The sequence below is a fragment of the Paenibacillus borealis genome, from assembly GCF_000758665.1.
GTDB lineage: Bacteria > Bacillota > Bacilli > Paenibacillales > Paenibacillaceae > Paenibacillus_AQ > Paenibacillus_AQ borealis.
Genome location: NZ_CP009285.1, coordinates 1,965,263 through 1,988,440 on the forward strand (window position 1 = coordinate 1,965,263; position 23,178 = coordinate 1,988,440).

Consider the following 23,178-nt stretch of genomic DNA (forward strand, 5'->3'; position numbering starts at 1 on the left):
TGTAGATCCGGTAGCAACAAGATATAATAAGAGGAAACTGCGGGGGATGGTCCGGTTCGGATTGTTCCTAATCCATTGGAGGCTATTATGTTTCAAGTAACGGAAGCAACAGGCTGTCCTTTTGACAGAGGCTATTTAATGAAGGAAACGCATACATTTGATATCCGCGACTATGGGGCGGATCCGGAGAATACTCCTGTGGATAATACAAAGGCAATTAACAGCGCCATTCAGGCAGCATCTGCAGAAGGCGGCACAGTGGTTATTCCTGAAGGCAGCTTCAGAGTATACACGGTTTGTCTCTTAAGCGGTGTCAATCTGTACTTGTCGGCAGGCAGCGTACTTTCTGCAGCAAGAACGGATATCCGCCATTCCTATGAGCAGCAGATCGGGGAAGGCGGCAATTATGAAGAGCCTGAGGTTAATCGATATGTTGGTCTGCAGGATCACGGTCATACCTATTTTGCCAACAGTCTGATTTATGGCACGGATATCCGGGATGTAATGATTTACGGACCCGGACTGCTGGATGGAAGTTCTCTGAATGATGAGGGAGAACTGGAGCAGATTCTGATGGGCGGGGATCCGCTTGAGCCATTGCGCAGGGATGAGCCCGGTCACCGCGGCGAATGGTTCGGCAATAAGGCAATCGCGATGGTACACTGTGAGAATGTCGCGTTCTGCGACTTTTCCATCTTGGCCGGCGGCCATTTTGCCATCATAGCAACCTGTGTGAAGAATCTGCATGTCGGGCATATTCTCGTGGATACGAACCGGGATGCGTTTGATGTGGACTGCTGTGAGAATGTGACGATTGTTCATTCCACCTTCAATTCATTAACCGACGATGCTATTGTGCTGAAGGCCTCCTATGGCGGCGGGATCTTTATGCCGCTGCGCAATGTATTGATTGAAGACTGCGTGGTTTGCGGCTACGACACAGGTTCCGTTTATGCGGGAACGTATACACAGGACAAGCTGATAGCAACAGACCGCTGCGGTCCAACCGCCCGCGTCAAGCTCGGTACGGAGTCTACCTGTGGTTATGATTGTGTCACGGTCCGCCGAGTAGCGTTTAAACGGTCGAGAGGTTTTGCCCTTGAGGCCGTCGACGGGGCGGACTTAAGCCATATTATTTTTGAGGACTCCACGATGGAGGATATCAACAGCGCGCCTATTTTCATCAAAATAGGAGACCGGGGACGTTTCCCTGTCACGGGGAATAGTGAGGGGGAAGACTATATACCGGCCGGAGATACGGCGCCAAATGTACGATTGGACCAGCCAATTTGGGTGCTGCCGGCCAAGGAACCGTATCAGGTGTATCCGGCAAGGCGCTATCTGCCAGCCTATAACAGAACACGCAAGGTTTCTGCGGACGGTGTGTCTGCTTTTAATGTTGTCGACCCTGAGCAGCCTTGCCGGTTGAATCCTGCTAACTATCATGAAGAGGGCGGCAGATGGTTTGCGGTCCGCTATGATGAGCACTCGAAGAAGTATGTGCCTGACTATAATAAGGAATTACAGGAAAGCGAGCTGCCGCTGTACGCCAATGCGAACGGGAGCGGCCGGATTGCCAATGTTCACGATATCATTATCCGCAATATTACGGCCAAGAATGTCGACCCCCGCTATCCCATTGAACTGATGGGTCTGATAGGCAACCGGATTAAGAATGTCTCAATCAGCAATATTCAAGTGGAGTACCGCGGTGGTCTAAGTCTGGAGCATGCGGTGGAACAGCGCCAGTTGAATACGAACTGGGAATATACCCGGTACGGAACATCAAAGCGCAGCATTCAGTCGCTGCCATGGCTGGTGAACACCTTTTTCCTGAAAAATGAAGGGTTATTGCCCCGGGTGGAATGGAATCCGGAAGCAGGAGCGTGGAAGGATGCGCCGTTCAATGTGCCGGAGCTGCCGGAGGTGTATCCTGAGCCCAGCAACTGGGGAATTCTGCCGGCTTACGGTCTGTACGCCAGACATGTGGACAACCTGTATCTGAATGAAATTCAGCTGAATTATCTCACGGAAGATACCCGGTATCCCATTGTGCTCGATGATGTTGTAAGTGGCACTCTTGAGCATATCCATGCCCGCCATGCGGAGGGTGTAGAAGAAGTCGTACTGGTAAGCAGCAGCTTCAAGCGGCCTGCAGGTCTCGAATATGTACCGGATTATCCGTATCAGCAGACGGCAGTTGAGAATGTGACAATGGATAGCAATCTGTCCGTCAAAAGGATTGAAGTCGGGGCGCCTGCTCCCGGTACGCCAAGGGACAGCTTGTTTGCGCATGAAACGGTCGCGATTCCCGCAACTGGATATACATACCCGGTTGAGACCGGGAATTATCCTTTGCCGCAGACAGTTTTCCGGCCCTTCTTCACAATTGTTCCGGCACAGAGCGTGCATGCGGGTGAGACCCTGTCCTTTGCTGTTGTGGCCAGACAGCCTGCTTGGGAGGCTTCCAGCCGGGAAACGGATGGCAGGATTTATAATGAAACCAGCTCCAGCAAGGATCCGGCAGTACAGGGGATTACGGAGCCGATGACTTTAACAACGGGCAATCTGCCTGAGGGGGCAACTTTTGACACCTCCTCTTTTGTACCAGGCCAGGCTTGTATGTTTAGCTGGACTCCTGGTGCTGATGCGGTTCGTGATGAACCTTATACTGCCACTTTTATTGCTGATGACGGGTTTATCCCGGTTAAGATGAATGTCAGCATTAAGGTTGAAGGATGAACTATATGAAGAGATATATGAATTCCGTAGATCCCAAACGATTGATCATTATGCTTATCGGGAATGTGTTTCTGGGGATGGGCATCAGTATTTTTAAGCTGTCCGGAATGGGGAATGATCCTTTCAGCGGCATGGTGATGGCACTTGCAGATTCCAGCGGGCTCGCCTATGCGAATTTTCTAATCCTACTGAACGTGGTATTGTTTGTAATCGAATTTATCACAGGAAGGAAATATATTGGAGCCGGAACCTTTGTGAATGCCATTTTACTGGGCTACATCGCTACTTTCTTTCATAGTACCTGGCTGGATCTGCTCGGCGAACCTCAGCTGTTGTGGCAGCGGGTGGTCACTGTAGCGATTGGCGTGGTCATCTGCAGCTTCGGGGTATCCATGTATCAGACGTCGGATGTGGGAATCGCTCCCTATGACAGCCTGTCCCTGATTATGAGAAATAAGTTTCCGGCAATCTCTTATTTCTGGCACCGGATGTTTACAGACGCTTTCTGTGCTTTGATCTGCTTCCTGTTCGGAGGCATCATCGGTTTGGGGACGCTGGTGTCCGCACTGGGCCTTGGCCCCATCATTCATTTCTTTAATGTGAGTTTTACGAACAAGCTTTTGGCGAAAAAAGGTCCGCAAGCGGAGGAAGATTCCATTTCGCTGATTTAGTATTAAACAAAGGTAGCCCGGAATCTGCAACATATTGCAGGCCGGGCTACCTTGTTGTTTCTACTCAGTCCTTCGTTTCCCCTTGTTTCTTATGATCCGGTGCAATACCGGGAGCTGATACTTCCGGTTCATCACCCATCAGGGCACCCACGATTTCGTCCAGCTTGCCAGTTGCGCCTGTCCCGTCGTCCAGGCTTGCATCGGCTTCAGGTATAGGGTGAACGCCCGGGCTGCGCCCGTCAAGCGGAGCTTCCTTATTGTCCTTCATCTGATCATCTCCTTTGTATATGCAGCATCTGTCTTAGAATGCGTCAAAAAATCTGTTCTATGTAACGATAACCGCCGCCCGGCCGGGTGAACCACAAAGGCCTGCTTTTCCTCATTCCCATCCGTCCCGCTAATAGCTAAAAGCTATTCACCTTCTGCTGTTTGTGAACATCTTCCGTACCGCCAGCCAAGGCAGTCTTGTAATACAAGCATTTATGTTCGATGACTTCCATCGTTTTCTTCAGCTCTTCCATCTGCGCTTCTACTGAGGCTTTCCGCTCCAGGAACTCTATATCCGATTCCATTAACACGCGTTTCCCGCTGGAGGTCCTTTCGATTAAAAGGCATCAGACCTTCCTTATCATAGTAACGCAGGGTATGTGCTGTCATATTGAAGTGTTCCGCAACTTCAGTTATAGAGTAAGTTTTCATCATGGTTCTCCAGTCTTAAATGTATTTTGTGCTTGACTTAGAGTTAACTTTAAGTAATATCATATGGTTTGTAAAACTGGCCTTACGGATTCTACTATGAACTAGAAGAGAGGTTACACTATGATTCAAGTTAATGCACGTGCTACATTCAGCCAGGAAGGCCCGTTCAAGCTAACCACCATTGAGCGCCGGGAGCTTCAGCCGCAGGATGTTCTGATTGAGATTAAATTTGCCGGGATCTGCCACTCGGATATTCATACCGCACGCGGGGAGTGGGGGCCGGTCAAGTATCCGCTCGTTCCAGGCCATGAGATTGCCGGAATTGTCAGCCAGGTCGGTTCCGGTGTTACAAAGTATTCCGTTGGTGACCGGGTAGGGGTAGGCTGCATGGTCGACTCCTGTGGAGAGTGCAGTAGCTGCCAGAAAGGCGAGGAGCAGTATTGCCTGCATGGAAATACAGGTACCTATGGGGCTACCGACCGGTACGGCCACTATACACAGGGCGGGTATTCCACCCACATTGTGGTCACAGAGGACTTCGTGGTCCGCATTCCTGACGCTATTCCGCTTGACGCTGCTGCCCCGCTGTTGTGTGCCGGAATCACAACATATTCACCACTTCGTCATTGGGGAGCCGCTCCGGGTCAAAAAGTAGCTGTAGTAGGTCTTGGCGGACTCGGACACATGGCTGTGAAGATCGCTCATGCCATGGGGGCTGAGGTTTCGGTTCTGTCACAGTCACTGAAGAAGAAGGAAGACGGCCTGCAATTAGGCGCGGACCATTATTATGCAACCAGCGATCCGGAGACATTCAAGCAGCTGGCCGGTTCGTTCGACCTGATCATAAATACGGTAAGCGCGCAGATTAATATCGATGCCTATCTGTCGCTTCTGGCGCTGGACGGTACCCTGGTCAATGTTGGTGCGCCCGCTGACCCCCTGGCAGTCAACGCTTTCTCGCTGATCGGCCACCGCCGTTCATTTGCCGGATCGATGATTGGCGGAATCCGCGAAACGCAGGAGATGCTTGATTTCTGCGCGGAACATAACATTGCCTCTGAGATCGAGGTTATCTCTGCGGACCGGATTGATGAAGCCTGGGAACGTGTACTCGCTTCCGATGTCCGTTACCGGTTTGTCATTGATATCAGCACGATGGGTAAGGAATAAGGGGCGTCCTTGCCTGAACCAGCAATACAACCTACCGGACTGACGCTTACAACTGGCGGCTTATCTACAGATAAGCTGCTTTTTGCTGTTAAATGAACCTCAACAAGAATTTAACAATACTTCATCGTAGCACTTGCAGGACCGGAAAAGGGAATTTGTTGTGTGTACGTGAGCTATTGCCAAAATGGCGGAAATGGGAGTACATTGCTGTTAGCAGCAGTAGAATACAAAAGCAGCGAAGGAAGGTCGTGCAACAATGCCGGTACCAACAACCCAAGTGTTCACAGCAATTGAGAAGAATGTCAAAATCATCGGACGGACCCACTATTATAATGACGTCTTATGGCTGGCGCTCTCGGGCAGCGGTGTGGAATTCTCGTTCTATGGCACCAAAGCGGAGATAACTATCGTAGGGGATGCTATTGCCTTAACCGGGAATAACCTGGCCCGGATCGGCATCAGCGTCAACGGAAAGCGGGTGATCGACGATCAGCTGAATAATCCGAGTACAACCTACACTGTATTTGAGAGCGATACGGAACAGGAGATTACGGTGACGGTCATCAAACTATCAGAGGCGGCGATGTCTACCGCAGGAATTCAGGAGATTTCAGTGAATGCTGCAGGGGGGATTAAGCCCGCTCCGGATAAAATACATACCATTGAGTTCATCGGCGATTCCATTACCTGCGGCTATGGCGTGGATGATGAGCATGGGCTGCATTCCTTTTCCACAGCTACCGAGGATGTCATGAAAGCCTATGCGTTCTTGGCTGCTCAGCAGCTGGAGGCAGACTACAGCATGGTTTCTTACAGCGGATACGGCATCATTACCGGCTACACGGAAAATGACCAGAAGCTTACTACACATCTGATCCCGGATTATTATGAGCGGGTCGGCAAATCTGAGGGGCGGTTTGACAATACACTGCTGCCTCAGGACGTGCGCTGGGATTTCAGCAAGTTCGTGCCTCAGCTGATTGTCATTAACCTCGGGACGAACGATGATTCCTACACGAAAGAGGATACAGACAAGCAAACGGAGTATGAGCAGGAGTATGTTGAATTTCTGAAAATGGTCAGACGCAGCAATCCGCATGCTCCCATTCTGTGTACGCTGGGGATCATGGGTGACAGGCTGTATCCATATGTTGAACAAGCCGTTAACGGCTATACCCGGGAGACAGGGGACAGCAATATATCGGCAATGAAGTTTGATGTTCAGCTGGAAGCGGACGGCTACGCTGCAGACTTCCACCCGTCCCAGTCCACACACCGTAAGGCAGCGGACAAACTGGCTGCGCATATCAGGGAGCTTATGGGGTGGTGACACAGATATGAAGCCAAAGGGATATTAAAGCCAAGGGGTGGTATTATCCCCTTCAAGTAGACACTCGTAAAAAACCTAATGTTATGATTAGGAACGAGTAAACTTGGAGGGGATATTTTTATGGCCAGAAAAGGTCAAGTATTTCAACAGTATACGGAGGATTTCAAGATGGCGGCGGTCAGGGAGTATCTGGAGGGATCCGCCAGTTATAATGTAGTGGCAGAAATGTTGGGGATTCGGAACAGGACCCAACTGAAAGTGTGGGTGAGGAAGTACCAAAATGGGGAAGCGTTCGATACCCGTAAGGGCATATCCAGTCCTATAAAAGGACGCTCCCGTACGACGTTTGCCAGCATTGAAGAAGAGCGGGATTACTTGAAAGCGCAGGTCGACTACTTAAAAAAGCGGTATCCAAATCTAGTAAAGGAGAGAAATTGAAATCACAGGACAATTACCAAATTATCGAGGAGCTGCGTGACCTACACGGCGTTACACGCCTATTGGCCATTGCAGGACTCCCTAGGGCCAGTTATTACAAGTGGCGCGCCACACGATCACGACAGGTCGAAGTACGCGCGCGGGATCATGAAATTAAAGAGCACATGGTAGCCATTCACCTGGCACATCCCTTTTTCGGATACCCTCGAATGCGGACAGCTCTGTGGGAAGCAGGTTACCTCGTCAATCATAAAAAGGTAGGACGAATGATGAAAGAATTGTCAATCCAATCGGTGATCCGAAAGAAACGAAATCGTTCCAGCTATACTCCATCCGTGGTGTATCCGAACCGATTGAAGCGTAAGTTTCATGCCATTGGCCCTCAACAGAAGCTCGTCACCGATATTACGTATATCTCAGATGGCACCCAATTTTATTATCTGTCCGCCATTCAGGATCTCTTTAACAATGAGATTGTCGCTTGGCAAATTTCCGACCGTAACGATGTGAAATTGGTCCTAGATACGGTGGAGCAGTGGACACGAAAAAGAGACGTCTCGGAAGCCGTACTCCATTCGGACCAAGGCTTCCAATATACGTCTCAGGCGTACAACACACGATTAGAGGCATTCGGCGTCAAAGGCAGCCACTCTCGCAAAGCAACCTGCCTAGATAACGCATGCATCGAATCCTTCTTTTCGCATCTCAAAACAGAGAAGTTGTATCTTCACCAGTGTAAATCAGAAGCGGAGATCCATCAAGCCGTCGAGGAATATATCTACTTTTATAACTACCAGCGATTTCAGGCCAAACTCAAACAGCGCGCACCGATTGAGTATCGGCACGCGCTGGCTGCATAGCTTTTTTCATCTGTCTACTTGACAGGGGTATGACCAGGGGATAATATCCCTTTGGCTTTTTTGTTTTTTTTGAACTGCTTAGAACTAATACGGAACTAATACTTCAGACAAATGCTATTGACAAACCAGCCAACAAGTCATATATTCAATATATCGAAACGATATATATCAAATTATTATATATAACCTCGCTATATGTCGCGCAACGAAGGAGATAATTGAATGCTGATTTATGTAATACTCGGGTTTCTCTGCGACAAGGATATGACAGGCTATGAAATCAAGCAGAAGATGACGTTAAGCACCTCCAACTTTATTGATGCCAGCTTCGGCAGCATTTATCCGATGCTCAAGAAGATGGAGAAGGGAGAGCTGATCCAGGCTGAAGAAGGGGTAGAAGAGGGCAGATTCAAGAAAGCATATCGGATCACGGAAAAGGGGAAGAGTGAATTTATGGCATGGCTACAGACACCCTCTACGTTTTCCCCGTTCAATTATGAGTATTTGAATAAGCTGTTCTTCTATAAATATCTTGATGAGCAGGAGGTTGTCCGGCTGATTGCCAGCTTCCGCAATACTGTCGCCGGTGAATATAACAAGCTTACCTCAATAGAAGAGAAGCACATTCAAGAGATGGGTGTATACGAACACGCGACGCTGAGGTTTGGCAAAGAATATTATCAGATGATTATGAATTGGCATGAGGAAATTACTAATGAAATTACAGGAAAGAAGGAGAATGACAATGAGAATGACCAAGAAATTTAAATTACAGATTGCAGCGGAAAAGGTGGATTTGTATAAATGGGTAACGGAGATGACTCCAGGCGAATATGAATCATTCTCCAAAGGGCATAAGGCAATGGGCAGTTATTTTGAAGAGGGCAAGTTCTATATGGTTAATGTGGAGAATATGGGGAATGAGATGATTGTTCAGCACTATCAGTTAAAAGAGCATGCAGAGGATCATTTGCGTTTCTACTCTGACCGGACAGAAGCCTATATATTGCGGTGGATCCCCGCCATTGTCGGAGTGCCATGGGAAATGAAAATCACGCCTATTGACAGCAGCTCTTGTGAATTCAGCTGTACAATTGGAGCAGACTTCCCCTCACGGTTACTGGCGTTGGCAGCATGGATAAATGGTCTTGGCGGGTTCTTTATGAGACAACATTTGGCTGGTGAGGGCGTGAAATTTGCTAAAGATATTGAAAAGAAATTTACCGTTTGATATTCATGATCAAGCAACTTATATGCGGATGTACACATACAATGTTCGACAAACTATGAGCAAATTACCAGACTAGGTACTATACTTTATGGTATTATCATAGAACAGTATTCACGCAGATAAGCTACTCTTCATCAATTAATAGGTATAAGCAGAGAAGCCCAGTGTATGCGGGGCTTCTTTATTTTAAGTAAATCTACCGTAGAAATAGGGGGCATACCATGAAGAAAATACCGATGATGCTACAGCTGGCATTGATTCTATTCTGTATCATGGCCATTCCGACAGCTATCCTGACGTGGTATAGCGGGGCACAAATTATAGAAAACTCAGAGACAGCCATCGGGGAATCTTCACTGGCCGGGCTGAATGCCAACCGCAAGCTGAACGAGAATGCTCTGGCCAATCTCGCACAGGATACAGCGCGTCTGGCTGCGACTAATGTATTTGAAGGCATCCGCAGCTTTGAGACATACGACGAGGTGAACGCAAGCTATACTAACGTGACCAAAGCCCTGTCCGTGATGAATGAGCTGCTGAATCTGAACCGCCGTGTAGATGGTGTATATTCCTCATACTTTTATCTGAATGACTCCGATTATGTTATTTCTACCGACAATGCGGTTACGAAGCTGGACCGGTATGAGCAGGTGGGCTGGACAACCGAAGCTCTGGCAGATCACAGAGGAATCAGCGGTGTATGGGTCCCCCGCGAGCTGGGCTCGGGCGATCATGTGGTGTCCTATGTGTATCCTCTCAACCGTCTCTCCTCCACTACGGACGGATTGATTGTCGTCAATATGCGGGAGAGTCAGATCGGCAAATATCTGAATACGGCAGAGGGCGGGGACAGTCACTCCCTGCTTCTCGGAGCTGACGGCAAAGTAATTTCACACAGTGACAAGTCGCTGCTGCTTACTGACGGCTCTGAGCAGCCTTTTCTGCAGGAAATCCTGGAACAGGATTTCAGTGAAGGTTATACGTTCCGCGAGCTGGACGGCAAGCGGATGGTTTACGCATGGAGCCGCTCGGCATTGTCCGGATGGTGGAATGTAAGCTGGAGCTCGATGGATGAGCTGATGACCAAATCACGGGATATGCAGGAGAATATTATTCTGCTTACCGGCGCCATGATCGTGCTGGGAACTGTGCTGGCTGTCATTCTCGCTACCTGGTTGTCCAGACCGCTCCGCGAATTAGTCCGGATGATACGCTCCAAAAGTGATCTTCAGGTAGGGAATAAGAATGAGCTTGCCTTTCTGAATGTAGCTTTTAAGCGGATGCAGGAAGAAGAGGAAGGCCTGTTCCAGCTGCTGCAGGAGCGCGAGCAGGATACCCGCAGCTTCGCTGTTCACCGCCTGTTGCGTGGGGAGATTCCTCCCCGGATTACGGAGGTATTCCCTGAAGCGTATTACAGGATAGCTGTTGTATCCATCGACCAGTATAGAGTATATGTGGGCAATACCAATCTGGAGACACGCAGCTATCACGGGTATCTGCTCAATACGAAGTACGAGAGCCTGTTCCCGGAGGGAGTTCTGGCCCGTTCTGTCTATCACAGTGACGGATGTATCGTGATTGTGATTAACTTTGCTCCGGGCGGGGATGAGCAGAGTTGTGACCGTATCCAGCTAGCGCTGGACAGAATCCGGGAGGAGTCGCTTGAGCTGCTGGGCCATTCGGTCACGATCGGAGTAAGCGGCTTGGCGGATGCCCCCGAAATGGTTGCCCAGCGGTTGTTCGAAGCGATGGAATTGATTAAGCAGCGGATGATTAAGGGTGCCGGAAGCATTATGTACTGGCAGGACGAAGAGGAGAACAGCCGTAAATATATGGATTCCGAAAGCAGCGAACGGCGGATTCTCAACTTCCTGGATGCAGGCGATCTGAACGGGATCCTTAAAGAGCTCCAGGTCATCCGCTGCCAGATCGGTTCAGCAGGGAATATTTCCTACGATAATATCATGTTCATATATCACCAGCTGCTGGGCGCGACCGTTAAGCATCTCCGTGAGAACCATATCAGTACCGGAAGAATGATTATGGGTAAAGGCAACATATACACCCTTCTGGCTTCTATGGATACGCTTGATGAGCTTGAGGAATATCTGCACGGGTTCTTCCATGAAATCGTGCAGGATCTGGACCGGGGTACGAGTGAAATCAATCATGGGGAACGGGTCATTCAATATTTGCAGGATCATTACCGTGAAGAGATTGTATTGAAGGATATGAGCAATGAATTTGGCATCAGCTACTCCTATATGCGCAAGATTGTGTATGACTTGACCGGGAAGAGTATGATTGATTATCTGAACCAGCTGCGCATAGAGAAGGCCAAGGAATTGCTGCTGGATACCGACCTGACGATCAAACAGATCGCAGCAGAGGTAGGCTACTTTAATGTACAGAGCTTCAACCGGTTTTTCCGCAAATACGAAGGCATGCCGCCAAGCAGTTATAAATCAGCGAAGACCAAAAGCTCCTAAGGGCCTGCTTCTGGCCGTAATTATTCAATTCACGACTCTTAATGAAAACGTTTTAGCCTATCATATTTGATCATATTGCTGCTGTTGAAGCCTTATAAACCGCGCGGTTGTCAGTTTTAATGTCCAGCAGCATTACTCATCGTATTCAAAACCGGCCAATGGAGATAGCATAGAACTCAGGCCGGTTGATGCAACTGGTACAGAGATAAATTGATGTAGGAGGTGAGACTTTGAAAGTTGCAAACGCTTCAAAGACAAATCAAAATGCTCTATTAAGAAAGAAACAGGGGCCCGGGTATTTTTTAAAGCGTGACTGGCAGCTCTATTTTCTGGTTCTGATTCCACTGTCTTTTGTAATCGTATTCAAGTATCTGCCGATGACCGGACTTGTAATCGCTTTTAAAGACTACAAGATTGCAAAAGGCTTCTGGGGCAGTGAATGGGTGGGCCTCCAAATCTTCCAGGATATTTTCTCCAAGCCTGACTTTGCTCCTGCCGTCCGCAATACGCTGCTGCTGAATATTCTGGATCTGTGTTTCAGCTTCACGATGCCGATACTGCTGGCGCTGCTGCTGAATGAGGTCAAAAGTGTCCGGTTCAAACGCATCAATCAGACGCTGCTGTATTTGCCGCATTTCCTGTCCTGGGTCATTATAGGAGCTATCGCTTATCAGCTTCTTAGTGAAGGCGGAGGCGTTATTAACAATCTGATTGAACTCATGGGCGGTACACGTGTTCCGTTCCTGCAGGAAGACACGAACTGGCTGATCAGCTATCTGGCTATCGGTGTGTGGCAAAGTATGGGCTGGGGCACGATTATCTACCTGGCAGCTATGAGCGGAATTAACCCGGAGATGTATGAAGCGGCTACGGTCGATGGTGCAGGACGCTGGAGAAAGGTATGGAATATTACCGTGCCTTCAATACGTGCAACCATCGTAACCTTGCTGATCATGAACCTGGGAAAAGTAATGGAGGGCTCGTTCGAGCGAATCTTCGCGCTGCAGAACAAGGCCACCACAGAGTACACAACGACCATACCGGTGCTGGTATACCGCTGGGGGATTGAATCCGGTAATTTCAGCCGGGCGACAGCCCTTGGACTCTTCCAGTCTGTTATCGGAATTATTCTTGTAATAACGGCGGATCGCGTCGCTAAAAAACTCGGTGAAGATGGAATATTATAGAAAGGAGGGAAAACATGAGAGCATCAACAATCCGCCCTGCCCCGCGGAATAGAGAACGTTTGGACATCTGGGATTTGCTGATCCGCTTCGTCTTAATTGTAGTATCACTAGTATGCCTGCTGCCGTTTCTGCATGTGGTGTCGAAATCCTTGAGCTCTGACTCCTTTGTCATTGCCAATAAGGTCTTTCTGTGGCCGCAGGGCTTCACCATCGAAGCGTATAAGAAAATCTTCGCGGATGCCAGTATTCTGCGTTCCCTGTATATCTCAGTTATTGTAACCGTATTATTCACGATTCTGGGGATGATTCTGACGATATGCGCCGCATATCCGCTGTCGAGAGCCCAGTTCAAGGGCCGCCGGGTGATCACCTTCATTTTCCTGTTCACGATGTACTTCAGTGGAGGGATCATCCCGGACTACATGAACATTAACAACCTGGGACTGATGGATACGATATGGTCACTGGTGCTGCCTTTATCATTCAGTGCCTTCAATTTGCTGATTATGAAGACTTCATTAACGCATGGTATTCCGGTAAGTCTGGAAGAATCGGCGCGGATCGACGGTGCGGGGCATTTCCGGATCCTGTTCAGTATTGTCCTTCCTTTGTCCAAACCGATTATGGCGACACTTGCACTCTTCTATGCGGTTGGCCGCTGGAATGCGTATCAGGATGCGCTGTTCTACATCAAGCATGAGACTTCGCTCCGGCCGCTGCAGCTGAAGCTGTATTATCTGGTCATCCAGGCAAGTGAAAGCTTCCAGCTGGAAGCAACTTCAGTATCGCTCAGCAATCCGGAAGTGCTTAAAGCTTCCGTCGTAGTGTTTGCCACCCTGCCGATTCTCTGCGTGTATCCGTTCGTTCAGAAATACTTCGTGCAAGGTGTTATGCTCGGCGCAGTCAAGGAGTAGCCGCAGGTTCTGCAAGCAGCAGTGCTACCATCCGAAAATTAAAAATGGGGGAATTACGATGAACAAAAAAGGTTTTGCTTCATTAATGATGGCATCGGTCATGACAGCCGGCATGCTGGCCGGGTGCACCGGCGGAAATAACAATAACCAGAGTGCCGGGACTAACACTCCAGCAGCTTCCAGCAACCAGACTGAGGGCTTTGCAGATTATTCACAAGGCTTCAAAGAGAAGGTCTCCATTGATATTCCGGTCTATGAGCGCGCTTTCGAGGGCTGGAATGTAACAGACAACTATTACACCCGCTGGGTTCAATCGGAATTCGGTGACAAATACAATATCGAAGTTAATTTCGTACCGATCACCCGCAGCAGTGAAGTAACGGATTACGAGCAGCTGCTCGCGTCGCATAAGGCACCGGATATTATTTTCCACTACGATATGCCTCAAGCGCTTACTTATTACGGTGAAGATGTAATGCAGACGCTTAATTATGCAGAAATAGAAAATTATGCTCCAACTTACTGGGCGAATTTGGGCGAAACCATCCAGCAATACGGTAAAGTGGACGACAAGAATACCTTCTTCTTCGCGGCACGCCCTGAAGCTGACAACTTCGTCAGCATCATCCGTAAAGACTGGGTTGAACAGGTTGGCATGAAGGTGGAAGATCTGACTTCCCTGGAGAAGTACAATGAGATGCTCGCGAAATGGAAAGAGGCCGGACTGGGTGTGACTGCCGGCAACCTGATTAAGGACTTCTACAGCTACAACTATGCCTTCCGTGAATGGCCGGTGGATCAGGCATACCGCGCCCTCTATTCGGATGTGAGTGTTGCTGATTTCACCAGCGCCGATACAGAGCGTTTCCTGCGCAATCTGAACTATCAGTACAATAACGGTCTGGTGGATAAAGAGTTCTATCTGCGCAGCGATGATAACAAGGTGAAATCTGAATTCGTTGCCGGCAAAACGGGTAACTACGCATTTTATCTGACGAACAATGCAGATGTCTTCGCAGCTACGCTGGCCAATAACCCGGATGCTGAATTTGCGGTACTTCCTCCTAAAGCAATGGTTCCGGAAGGGTATGAGCCTCAGGGACGCGCTTACTGGCCGTTCGGCTTCATCATGGGCATCAACTATGAAACTTCGGATGAAGAACGTGCTGCCGTGTGGATGTACCTGGAATGGCTGAGCCAGCCGGAGAACCTGTTCAAGTTCCAGAACGGTGTTGAAGGGGAGAACTATACACTGGATGCAGAAGGCATCGCTGTGAAGAATCCCGACTTCAAGGGTGAATCTGTCCTGGCCACTAACAACAACAAAGATTACTGGGGACTTGTGACGGAAATTGCGCAATACCCGGATGCCGAGAAGACGCTCAAATCGAATCTGCGTAACTGGTCACCGGCCGGCTATGAATATCTCGCCGAGGATATGGTTAAGTATTATGACGAAGTTGCGGAATTCCGTACACCGGATGCCATGTTCACTGTTGTGCTTGAGAAGGTCAATGAATACAAAGCGGATCTGAACTCCCTGTTCCAGGATCTGTATGTGAAGACCGTCCTGGCTCCGGAAGCTGAATTCGATGCAGCCTATGAAGAGGCCAAGAAGAATTTCCTTAATGCAGGATATCAGGAAATCCTCGATGAGAAGCAGGCAGCCATCGATGCGGGCCAGTTCCGTTAATTTCAAGATATAACGTAAAAAAAGCAGCTTATCCTTAGATAAGCTGCTTTTGATTGTCCTACAATGCCTTCGTCATAAAAACACTGTATGGATCTTCGATGTAATCCGCAAACGGACTGCAGACCTCAAATCCGAATCGTTCGTATAATTTGCGGGCCGCTTCGAAGCCTTCCGTCGACCCGGTTTCCAGGCTCAGCCGCCCGTAGCCCTGCTGCGCAGCTTCCTTAATGATATGGGCAAGCATTGTAGAGGCGACACCCTTCCTGAGATGTCCGGCAGAAGTCCGCATGGACTTAATCTCACCATGATGGTCCCCCAGATCTTTAAGCGCCCCGCAACCTAATAGCTCGCCGTGTTCCCAGGCACTCCAGAAGGTGATTTCTGGTGACCGTAATTTATCCAAATCCAGTGCATGCACACTCTCCGGCGGAGATTGTTCAAACATACTCTCTAAATGCTCACTGATTAGTGCTATGATTTCGGCTCCGGTCAAATGATCGATTCTAATCTCCATCCTGCCCACTCCAGTCTATATTTGTTTTTTGAATGAAAAACGTCATAATAAATTTATGGTGTTTATAAGTATATATAAATTTATTATTGTAGTAAATACAACATTAACGGACGGGCAGGTGATCAAGTGAAGGAGATACTTCGTGAAGTTGGAATGATCGCGAGGGCGCTGGATTCTATAAGTAATATAGAGTTCAAGGAGTTAGAGCTTACGAAGGGGCAATATTTGTATCTTGTCCGTATCTATGAGAATCCGGGGATCATTCAGGAAAAGCTGTCGGAAATGATAAAGGTAGACCGGACCACGGCGGCACGTGCGGTTCAGAAGCTTCAAGTCCAAGGCTTCATTGAGAAGAAAGACGATGAAATGAACAAAAAAATAAACAGGCTGTATACAACTGACAAAGGAGACCAGGCTTACTCTTTTCTGAAGAGGGAAGGGGAGCATACGGATAGTGTGGCGTTAGCCGGATTCTCCGGCAAAGAATCAGAGCTATTATTTCAGCTTCTGCAGAGAGTCCGGAAAAATGTTGAGGTTGAATGGGAATATGTGAAGAAGGGAAATAAGCGGGAGTACTAGCAGGTATAAACCTTAAGAAGCCTGGAGCAGAAGCTCATCAGGCTTTTTTCTGTTAACTCTTTAGATGTATCCCTTTATCCTGGACAAACTTCTCCAGCACCCTGTAATCCTCGGTAACCTTCTTGAAGGGCAAGGCCCCCAGCACTTTATCCCGGTAATCCTTGCGGGCGTCTGCGGACAGGCGGGAATCAAGAATGCTGAGTACACCCAGGTCACTTTCACTGCGGACCAGACGACCGGTGCCTTGTCTTAACCGGAGCAGCATGTCCGGTACAAACACCTCTTTCAAGGGGTTCTCCGCCAGAGAGGCTTTATATTCATAGACAGGATCGGAAGGTACAGGGAAAGGCAGCCGGAAAACAATTAACTGTGATAAATCGGAGCCTTCGATATTCACGCCTTCCCAGAATACCCCCGTACTCAGCAGGACGCCTTTACTGCCCCGGAATTCCGCAATTACCCCGTCCTGGGACGAGCCTTCTCTTTGCACATGCAGCGCCCAGTTAAGCTTCTCAGTGCTTAGCTTCTTATGAATGTACTTCATATCCTCTTTTGCCGAGAAAAGCACCAGGGTCCGCCCGTCCGTTAAATTGCAGAGTCTCAGCATCTCCTTGTATGCCGCTTCAAGATAAGCTTCCCTGTTGGTGTGGTTATAGTAGGGAACGTCTTTGGCAATGTACATCATTGTGTGGTTATCGTAATCAAACGGTGAAGGCTGGCGCTCCATATATTCTCCCCGGTATCCGAGAGACTCCGTCAGATAAGCGTATTGTTCCTCCAGCGTATCTCCGGTCTGGCACAGGGTGGCTGACGTTAAGATCACAGAGGTCTTCCCGTTGAATAAGGTGTATTTCAGGAACTGGCTTATACCTTTGGGACAGATACTGACGGTACTCTCTCCCCGGGTATTGCTTGCCCAGACCAGATAGCTGTCCGTAAGACCGGCAAGTACATCGAAGAGATCGATAAGTCCGTTTATGGCTTCAAAAGCATTGTCAATCTCCCGCTCGCGCCGGGAAGTTAAGACAGACAGGCTGAGACTGAACTCCTTCAACACCTGTGCTCCCCGTTGTAACGGAACGCCTGTAATCTCTGATATTCTGATCCGGTCATTGTCCTGCTTGGCGGTGTGCAGCAGATCCGCCTCGATCTGTCTGAAAATATCCCCGGCGCATCGTTTAACAAATTTGAATTGTGCCATAAGCCCTTTATCTGCGGACTGCCTGAAAAGAATCTGCAGGGCGTCATCCAGAAGACGGCTGGTTCCCCGGAAGGTGAATTCAAGCGTTCCTGCATCTCTGACCTTTGCTTCCAGATTATGCGCTTCATCGATAACGATCAGCGCCGGCCGTTCTGTAATTAAGCCTTTGGTTCCTTCCTTCTTCTTAATCAGGTCACGGATAAGCAGATCCTGGTTGACGATAATGAAATCCATGTCGCCGGCGCCGGCATTAATTTTGGCTCTCATCTCATAGAACGAACACGTGGTTCGATAATGGCACTGCTCAAACTTACAATCATTCACATTCACACCTGACCATACCGCATCGCTAACTCCGCCTTTAATATCCGCCCGTTCATCGATCCCGTAATTTACAATACGTTCGGCAAGCGCAGTCAAGGGAGAAGCTGCAGCATCCGGCTTGAGTAGTTCAGCTGCCCTATACCGGCAGGCATACTGCCCCATGCCTTTGCCTACTACGGAGCGGACCGAAGTGAAGCCAAGCCGGCTGCCAATGAACCGCAGATCCTTATGGATCTGTTCGGAGAGCTGGATGGAGGAGGTGGCAATAATAACCGGCTGCCGGGAGATCTGGTTAATGAGCAGTCCGGGAATAAGGTAGGCGAAGGACTTGCCGATACCGACACCCGCTTCAATCATCGCATTGCGGCCGTGAACATAAGCATCCGCGATATCCAGCGACATATCCTGCTGGCCGAGCCGCTCTGTGAGTCCTATCCTGGGAAACTTGTCATACATCCGGAAGATGGCATTGATTAGAGCCGGTTCGGTGTCCTTTCGCTGCTCCCGCTTCTGTAATTTATAGAGATCATTTAACCAGCTGATGACGACCGCCCCTTTTCTGTAATCAATGATGTTCCTGTCCCCATTTTGGGGTGAGGTTGTAATTATCGTAGATAGAGGCACTGACAGTCAAGGGGGAAAATGTAATATAATGCCTTGGTAGGGTCAATTCCCGATCAAAACAACTTGTCTACGGACTCACAGAACAGGAGAGATAAGATGAGCGAACGTCTGCCCTGTCAAACTCCGGGCTGTCAAGCGACCATTCTTCCTGCAACGGCGCTGAGAACAGGCGGAATCTGCATGCCATGTCATCAGAGGAAGCTTGTGCTTGCGGAGAAGGCATATATTGAGCAAAACCGCAAAGAGGTCAATTTGTACGCAGGTGTAGAGGATCCGGTTGAGATCCTTAAAATCATGCATCAGCCGCGGAAATACAACCCGCTTATTCAAGAAGTGTCCTATCCGAAGACCGCGCAGGAGCTGTACCATCAGCTGACGGAGAGCGGGCGGGAGCGGCTGGAGACTTATGCGATTGCATTGATGGAAGAGGAGGACTGGGACCAGGCGGAAGCCATTCTATTGTCGCTGGTCTGTTTCACAGACACCCGGATCGGACGGGGGCTGGAGCAGCTCTTCCGCAAAGGCAAATATTATCCTGCGATTCTCTACAAAGACGCTGGAGCCGAAATCCGGGATAGGCTAATTGAGCTGGTGGAGTGTGATCCGGCAAATCGTAATCATTTGTTGCTTGCGCTGGCCTGGACTTACGATGAAGAGGTAGTTAGGCTGTTCGCGAAATGGAGGCAGTCCCCGCCGGAGTGGGCCTCAGAGTTATACCAGGCGCCGGAAACCTATGCTCACGAAGCGGGCTGGGAATTAGATGCCGGGGGCGGGAAGAGGCTGCTGTTTCACCCGGAGTGTTATCATTTCAAAGTGCACAGGGATGAGAATAAGGGAGCATCCACGGCTCATACCGCCGTAATGGCTCTGCAGACAGGAACCCAATCCTGCCCATGGTGCGGAAGTGAACTGACCGTCTTATTTGATTACGATTTGCAGAATTCATTAGTTCAGTTTATGCAGCTTCCCGGCCGGCGATTGAGAATTGCCGCTTGTATGCACTGTAATTGTTACGGCACTGTATTTATGAAAGCAGATCTGGACGGCGGTTATGAATGGAGTGAATATAATATTGTTCCTGACTACCTGCCGGATAACGAAGGAGAGTTAGAAGAACCGGTATGGCATTCTATGCAGCTGTCGGAACATCCGGCGGGCAGCTATGAAAGTGCACATTGGACGCTTGAGGCGCCGGCATCACAGATCGGGGGGCATCCGTCCTGGATCCAGGATGCGGATTATCCCGCATGCCCCGGTTGCTCAGAGACGATGAAGTTTGTCGCGCAGATGGATATGGAACAAGCAGAAGACAGCGAGGGAATCTATTATGCATTTCTGTGCAGGGATTGCCTGATTACAGCTGTGAATTATCAGCAGACTTAGATGGATTACTAAATATCTATGCAGCAGCATCAAAGAGCAGGGAGGCCAGGAATAGGCCTCACTGCTCTTTGATTTAACTTACAGATTTATTTATACAGATAGTCTCTGGTCAGCGGAAGTGTGTTGTTGACGCCCTTCGTGATTACAAACTGATGGAGATTCGTGATGCCGGCGGTGAAGTTTGCAGCACAGGCATTTAAATATAAGCGCCACATCCGGATGAACCTTTCATCAAATTGTTCGCGTACGGATTCAAGATTTGCCTCGAAGTTGTGGACCCATAACTGCAGCGTTCTATGATAATGCAGCCGGAGATTCTCCAGATCATTGATCCGGAAATTATGCCGGGACATGTGATCCACTAATTCACGGATGGAGGGAATGTAGCCGCCCGGGAAAATGTATTTCATCAAAAAATCGTTGCCCTCCGTTTCAACAAGGCCGGTAATGCAGTGAAGCAGGGCTGCTCCGCCTTCTGTCAGCAGCTTATCCACTTCATCCATAAATACCGGAATGTTAACCCGGCCGACATGCTCAAGCATTCCGACGCTGACGACCCGGTCAAAGCTCAGCTCTTTCTTGCTTAATTCCCGGTAATCAACAAGCTGCACATCCACCTGGCCTGTCAGCCCTTCTTCTTCGATCCGTTGCTTCGCCTTCTTATATTGTTCTTCACTGAGTGTAATGCCCAGTGCCTGAACCTGATATAATTTCGCCGCTTCGATAATCAGATAACCCCAGCCGCAGCCGATATCAAGCAGCTTTTGTCCGGGCTGCAGGCTCAACTTTTTCAAAGTATGATGAATTTTGTTTAACTGAGCCTCGTATAAAGTATCCCCCGGTGTCTTAAAATAGGCACAGGAATAACTCATCGTTTCATCGAGCCAAAGCCTGTAAAACTCATTTCCGAGATCATAATGATAGGATATGTCCGCTTTTGATTTTTTCGCAGAATTTCCCTTGAGCTTAGACAGATTCGTCAGCAGCTTACTCCGGTTCAGAAAGCTCTCCTTGTTGTTGAAAGCAGACTCTATAATCTTCTCCAGATTGCCTTCGATGATCAGCGTTCCGTCCATGTAAGCTTCTGCAAAAGCATTCATCGCACTGCTTAGCACTTCGCTCTTATTCAGTGGCTTATGGAAGGTCAGTCGGAATAGGGGAGCAGTTGGAGCAGTTCCTTCATTAAATTGTTCCGTAGTGCCATCCCAGAAGGTCACCGTAAAGGGATCGGATGAGATGTTTTTTAATATTTTTTTATAGATAGATTTCTCCAAGGGTATATTCAAGGAAGTCCCTTCTTTACTGGGAATGTAGGTTGATTAGCCATAGTCTGGTCAAAATGCCGGGAAAAATACATCGGGCAGGTGACAAAAGATGATGAAATCCGAGTTTCGCTGTTTCGAATTATGGGTATATAAGCTATATTTTCGAAATATAAACGTATGCAAGCCACAAGTTGGAAAGTGAGGGTCCTCATGGATTTTCCAGTCAACATCCTGCTCGTAGACGATCACCCGGAAAATTTGCTTGCCATTGAGGCTGTTCTCTCCGGAGAACCTTATCATCTTTTTAGGGCATATTCCGGGATTGAGGCATTGCGCTGTTTATTGGAAGAAGAATTCGCCGTCATTGTTATGGATGTGCAAATGCCGGGAATGGACGGGCTAGAGACGGCCCGCCTCATCCGGACGCGGGAGAAGAACAATTACGTACCCATCATCTTTATGACAGCATTCAGCAACACCATGGAGGATATCTTCGCCGGCTATTCCGTCGGCGCCATGGATTATATGACGAAGCCCTTCATTCCGCAACTTTTCAAATCCAAAATCGAGGGTTACGTCAGCATGTATGAAGCTAACAAAACCCTGCAGATCCAAAGCGAAATGCTTAAGAAGCAAGCGAAGCAGATGGAGAAAACGAATCAGGAGCTGAGAGAGGCTAAGGAAGCGGCGGAGATTGCATCACGTGTGAAATCGGAATTTCTGGCCATGATGAGTCATGAAATCCGGACTCCGCTGAATGGGATCATCGGCATGTCTGATCTGCTGCTCGCCTCCGGTTTGCCGGAAGAATATTCTGAGATGGCAGGGATTATCCACACAAGCAGCAATGCGCTTCTGTCGGTCATCAATCCTATTCTCGATTATTCCAAAATTGAATCCGGAAAGATGGAAGTGGAGGAGGCTCCGTTCTCCCTTCAAGACTGCCTGATAGAAACGATTGATTTGTTTACAGCCAAAACCAGGGAACGGAAGCTGGAAATGGTGGTGATCATTGATCCTTCGGTGCCGCGTTATTTAACGGGAGATATGAACCGCCTCCGTCAGGTCCTGAATAATCTGGTGGGCAATGCAGTGAAATTCACCCATGAAGGCAGTATATACATAATGGTTAACAAGCTGTCGGAACAGGCGAATGCGCTTACGCTTGAATTTACAATTAAAGATACGGGGATTGGAATTCCCCCGGAGAAGATAAATGAACTGTTTCAGCCCTTCTCCCAGCTGGATGCCTCTACCACACGCAAGTTCGGAGGCACCGGGCTTGGATTATCGATCAGCAAATCCTTAGTGGAGCTAATGGGCGGCAACATCCGGGTAGAGCCGTCGAATGAACCCGGCGCCACCTTTATTTTTACAATTGTTGTCAAGACAGACAGGAGTATAGAGCTTCACCGGCCTCCGGATGAGACCGGCCGGAAGCCGGTGAAGCTGGAAATTGCGGACAACAGCGGTGTGCTGGCACCGGTACGTATCCTGGTCGCGGAAGATGATAACGTAAGCCGGAGGCTGATGCAGCAAATGCTGGGAGTACTCGGCTTCTCCGCCGATTTGGCCGGGAACGGAACAGAGCTGCGGGCAGCTGTGGAACATACATCGTATGATCTGCTATTCCTTGATCTCCGGATACCCTGCAGAGAGGGCTGGGGAGCTGTACAAGCAATGAAATCGGAGGGTAAGGACAAGCAGCCTGTGATCATTGGCATGACGGCCGATTTCTCGAAGGAAATCATGAAGCAGTGCTTGATCTCGGGCGTGGATGATTTCATCGCCAGACCTGTACGCATGGATGTTATGGAACAAATCATTCACAAAAATGTGCTGGATAAGGGGCAGGGTTGATACT

At 48.8% G+C, this 23,178-nt stretch carries 18 protein-coding genes and 1 pseudogene; 14 read left to right on the plus strand and 5 right to left on the minus strand.

Features of this window, described 5'->3' with window-relative positions; all coding sequences use genetic code 11:
* Window positions 1-87: 87 nt before the first annotated feature.
* On the plus strand, window positions 88-2,742 hold the full coding sequence (locus PBOR_RS35355; protein WP_052429385.1) for a glycoside hydrolase family 28 protein: 2,655 nt from the start codon (window positions 88-90) through the stop codon (window positions 2,740-2,742).
* Between the two features lie 5 nt (window positions 2,743-2,747).
* Window positions 2,748-3,413, plus strand: coding sequence for a YczE/YyaS/YitT family protein (locus PBOR_RS08305; protein WP_042211253.1), 666 nt, complete (start codon window positions 2,748-2,750; stop codon window positions 3,411-3,413).
* A gap of 64 nt (window positions 3,414-3,477) precedes the next feature.
* On the opposite strand, the gene PBOR_RS08310 is transcribed toward PBOR_RS08305, so the two are convergent.
* Entirely contained in the window at window positions 3,478-3,681 is a 204-nt protein-coding gene (locus PBOR_RS08310) for a hypothetical protein (RefSeq protein WP_042211254.1), read from the minus strand.
* 136 nt (window positions 3,682-3,817) lie between these two features.
* Window positions 3,818-4,112 (minus strand): annotated as a pseudogene (locus tag PBOR_RS34935) (MerR family DNA-binding transcriptional regulator).
* A gap of 120 nt (window positions 4,113-4,232) precedes the next feature.
* Here PBOR_RS34935 and PBOR_RS08320 point away from each other — a divergent pair.
* From PBOR_RS08320 to PBOR_RS08365, 9 genes are all read left to right on the plus strand, one after another.
* The gene (locus PBOR_RS08320) at window positions 4,233-5,282 is read left to right on the plus strand and encodes an NAD(P)-dependent alcohol dehydrogenase (protein ID WP_042211255.1); all 1,050 of its coding nucleotides are present in this window, start codon (window positions 4,233-4,235) and stop codon (window positions 5,280-5,282) included.
* Window positions 5,283-5,538: 256 nt separating this feature from the next.
* Window positions 5,539-6,612 carry an SGNH/GDSL hydrolase family protein gene (locus PBOR_RS08325; protein WP_042211256.1) on the plus strand — a complete coding sequence of 358 codons (1,074 nt, stop codon included), beginning with the start codon at window positions 5,539-5,541 and terminating at the stop codon, window positions 6,610-6,612.
* 120 nt (window positions 6,613-6,732) lie between these two features.
* Window positions 6,733-7,910 (plus strand): IS3 family transposase gene (locus PBOR_RS08335; RefSeq protein WP_099052451.1). Its coding sequence is split into 2 segments (ribosomal slippage): window positions 6,733-7,021 and window positions 7,021-7,910, totalling 1,179 coding nucleotides; the frame shifts between segments, so codons are not numbered across the junction.
* A 222-nt stretch (window positions 7,911-8,132) separates the two neighbouring features.
* Window positions 8,133-8,678, plus strand: a complete 546-nt coding sequence (locus tag PBOR_RS08340) for a PadR family transcriptional regulator (RefSeq protein ID WP_042211259.1) — start codon at window positions 8,133-8,135, stop codon at window positions 8,676-8,678.
* Window positions 8,656-9,141, plus strand: a complete 486-nt coding sequence (locus tag PBOR_RS08345) for a hypothetical protein (RefSeq protein WP_042211260.1) — start codon at window positions 8,656-8,658, stop codon at window positions 9,139-9,141. Before PBOR_RS08340 ends, PBOR_RS08345 begins: the two co-directional genes overlap by 23 nt.
* A gap of 221 nt (window positions 9,142-9,362) precedes the next feature.
* A complete protein-coding gene (locus PBOR_RS08350) occupies window positions 9,363-11,630 on the plus strand; it encodes a helix-turn-helix domain-containing protein (RefSeq protein ID WP_042211261.1) in 2,268 nt (755 codons plus the stop codon).
* 230 nt (window positions 11,631-11,860) lie between these two features.
* Window positions 11,861-12,817 (plus strand): ABC transporter permease, encoded by a 957-nt coding sequence (locus tag PBOR_RS08355; RefSeq protein WP_042211262.1) that lies wholly within the window; start codon window positions 11,861-11,863, stop codon window positions 12,815-12,817.
* 14 nt (window positions 12,818-12,831) lie between these two features.
* A complete protein-coding gene (locus tag PBOR_RS08360) occupies window positions 12,832-13,731 on the plus strand; it encodes a carbohydrate ABC transporter permease (RefSeq protein ID WP_042211263.1) in 900 nt (299 codons plus the stop codon).
* Between the two features lie 58 nt (window positions 13,732-13,789).
* Window positions 13,790-15,424, plus strand: a complete 1,635-nt coding sequence (locus PBOR_RS08365; RefSeq protein ID WP_042211264.1) for a type 2 periplasmic-binding domain-containing protein — start codon at window positions 13,790-13,792, stop codon at window positions 15,422-15,424.
* 58 nt (window positions 15,425-15,482) lie between these two features.
* On the opposite strand, the gene PBOR_RS08370 is transcribed toward PBOR_RS08365, so the two are convergent.
* Complete coding sequence (locus PBOR_RS08370; RefSeq protein ID WP_042211265.1) at window positions 15,483-15,938, minus strand: GNAT family N-acetyltransferase; 456 nt, start codon at window positions 15,936-15,938, stop codon at window positions 15,483-15,485.
* 126 nt (window positions 15,939-16,064) lie between these two features.
* On the opposite strand from PBOR_RS08370, the gene PBOR_RS08375 reads away from it, so the two are divergent.
* Window positions 16,065-16,517, plus strand: a complete 453-nt coding sequence (locus tag PBOR_RS08375) for a MarR family winged helix-turn-helix transcriptional regulator (RefSeq protein ID WP_042211266.1) — start codon at window positions 16,065-16,067, stop codon at window positions 16,515-16,517.
* Between the two features lie 52 nt (window positions 16,518-16,569).
* Here the strand turns inward: PBOR_RS08375 and PBOR_RS08380 are convergent, their stop codons facing one another.
* A complete protein-coding gene (locus tag PBOR_RS08380; protein ID WP_081971966.1) occupies window positions 16,570-18,498 on the minus strand; it encodes an ATP-dependent DNA helicase in 1,929 nt (642 codons plus the stop codon).
* A 264-nt stretch (window positions 18,499-18,762) separates the two neighbouring features.
* On the opposite strand from PBOR_RS08380, the gene PBOR_RS08385 reads away from it, so the two are divergent.
* Entirely contained in the window at window positions 18,763-20,049 is a 1,287-nt protein-coding gene (locus PBOR_RS08385) for a hypothetical protein (RefSeq protein ID WP_042211267.1), read from the plus strand.
* Between the two features lie 86 nt (window positions 20,050-20,135).
* Here the strand turns inward: PBOR_RS08385 and PBOR_RS08390 are convergent, their stop codons facing one another.
* On the minus strand, window positions 20,136-21,335 hold the full coding sequence (locus PBOR_RS08390; protein ID WP_281192297.1) for an SAM-dependent methyltransferase: 1,200 nt from the start codon (window positions 21,333-21,335) through the stop codon (window positions 20,136-20,138).
* A gap of 189 nt (window positions 21,336-21,524) precedes the next feature.
* On the opposite strand from PBOR_RS08390, the gene PBOR_RS08395 reads away from it, so the two are divergent.
* Complete coding sequence (locus PBOR_RS08395) at window positions 21,525-23,174, plus strand: response regulator (protein ID WP_042211268.1); 1,650 nt, start codon at window positions 21,525-21,527, stop codon at window positions 23,172-23,174.
* Window positions 23,175-23,178: the final 4 nt, after the last annotated feature.

Coding starts and splice junctions, on each gene's coding strand:
- PBOR_RS08310 (WP_042211254.1), bottom strand. CDS start 3,681: ATGAAGGACAATAAGGAAGCTCCGCTTGACGGGCGCAGCCCGGGCGTT.
- PBOR_RS08320 (WP_042211255.1), top strand. CDS start 4,233: ATGATTCAAGTTAATGCACGTGCTACATTCAGCCAGGAAGGCCCGTTC.
- PBOR_RS08370 (WP_042211265.1), bottom strand. CDS start 15,938: ATGGAGATTAGAATCGATCATTTGACCGGAGCCGAAATCATAGCACTA.
- PBOR_RS08360 (WP_042211263.1), top strand. CDS start 12,832: ATGAGAGCATCAACAATCCGCCCTGCCCCGCGGAATAGAGAACGTTTG.
- PBOR_RS08380 (WP_081971966.1), bottom strand. CDS start 18,498: ATGTATGACAAGTTTCCCAGGATAGGACTCACAGAGCGGCTCGGCCAG.
- PBOR_RS08305 (WP_042211253.1), top strand. CDS start 2,748: ATGAAGAGATATATGAATTCCGTAGATCCCAAACGATTGATCATTATG.
- PBOR_RS08325 (WP_042211256.1), top strand. CDS start 5,539: ATGCCGGTACCAACAACCCAAGTGTTCACAGCAATTGAGAAGAATGTC.
- PBOR_RS08350 (WP_042211261.1), top strand. CDS start 9,363: ATGAAGAAAATACCGATGATGCTACAGCTGGCATTGATTCTATTCTGT.
- PBOR_RS08385 (WP_042211267.1), top strand. CDS start 18,763: ATGAGCGAACGTCTGCCCTGTCAAACTCCGGGCTGTCAAGCGACCATT.
- PBOR_RS35355 (WP_052429385.1), top strand. CDS start 88: ATGTTTCAAGTAACGGAAGCAACAGGCTGTCCTTTTGACAGAGGCTAT.
- PBOR_RS08345 (WP_042211260.1), top strand. CDS start 8,656: ATGAGAATGACCAAGAAATTTAAATTACAGATTGCAGCGGAAAAGGTG.
- PBOR_RS08340 (WP_042211259.1), top strand. CDS start 8,133: ATGCTGATTTATGTAATACTCGGGTTTCTCTGCGACAAGGATATGACA.
- PBOR_RS08395 (WP_042211268.1), top strand. CDS start 21,525: ATGGATTTTCCAGTCAACATCCTGCTCGTAGACGATCACCCGGAAAAT.
- PBOR_RS08365 (WP_042211264.1), top strand. CDS start 13,790: ATGAACAAAAAAGGTTTTGCTTCATTAATGATGGCATCGGTCATGACA.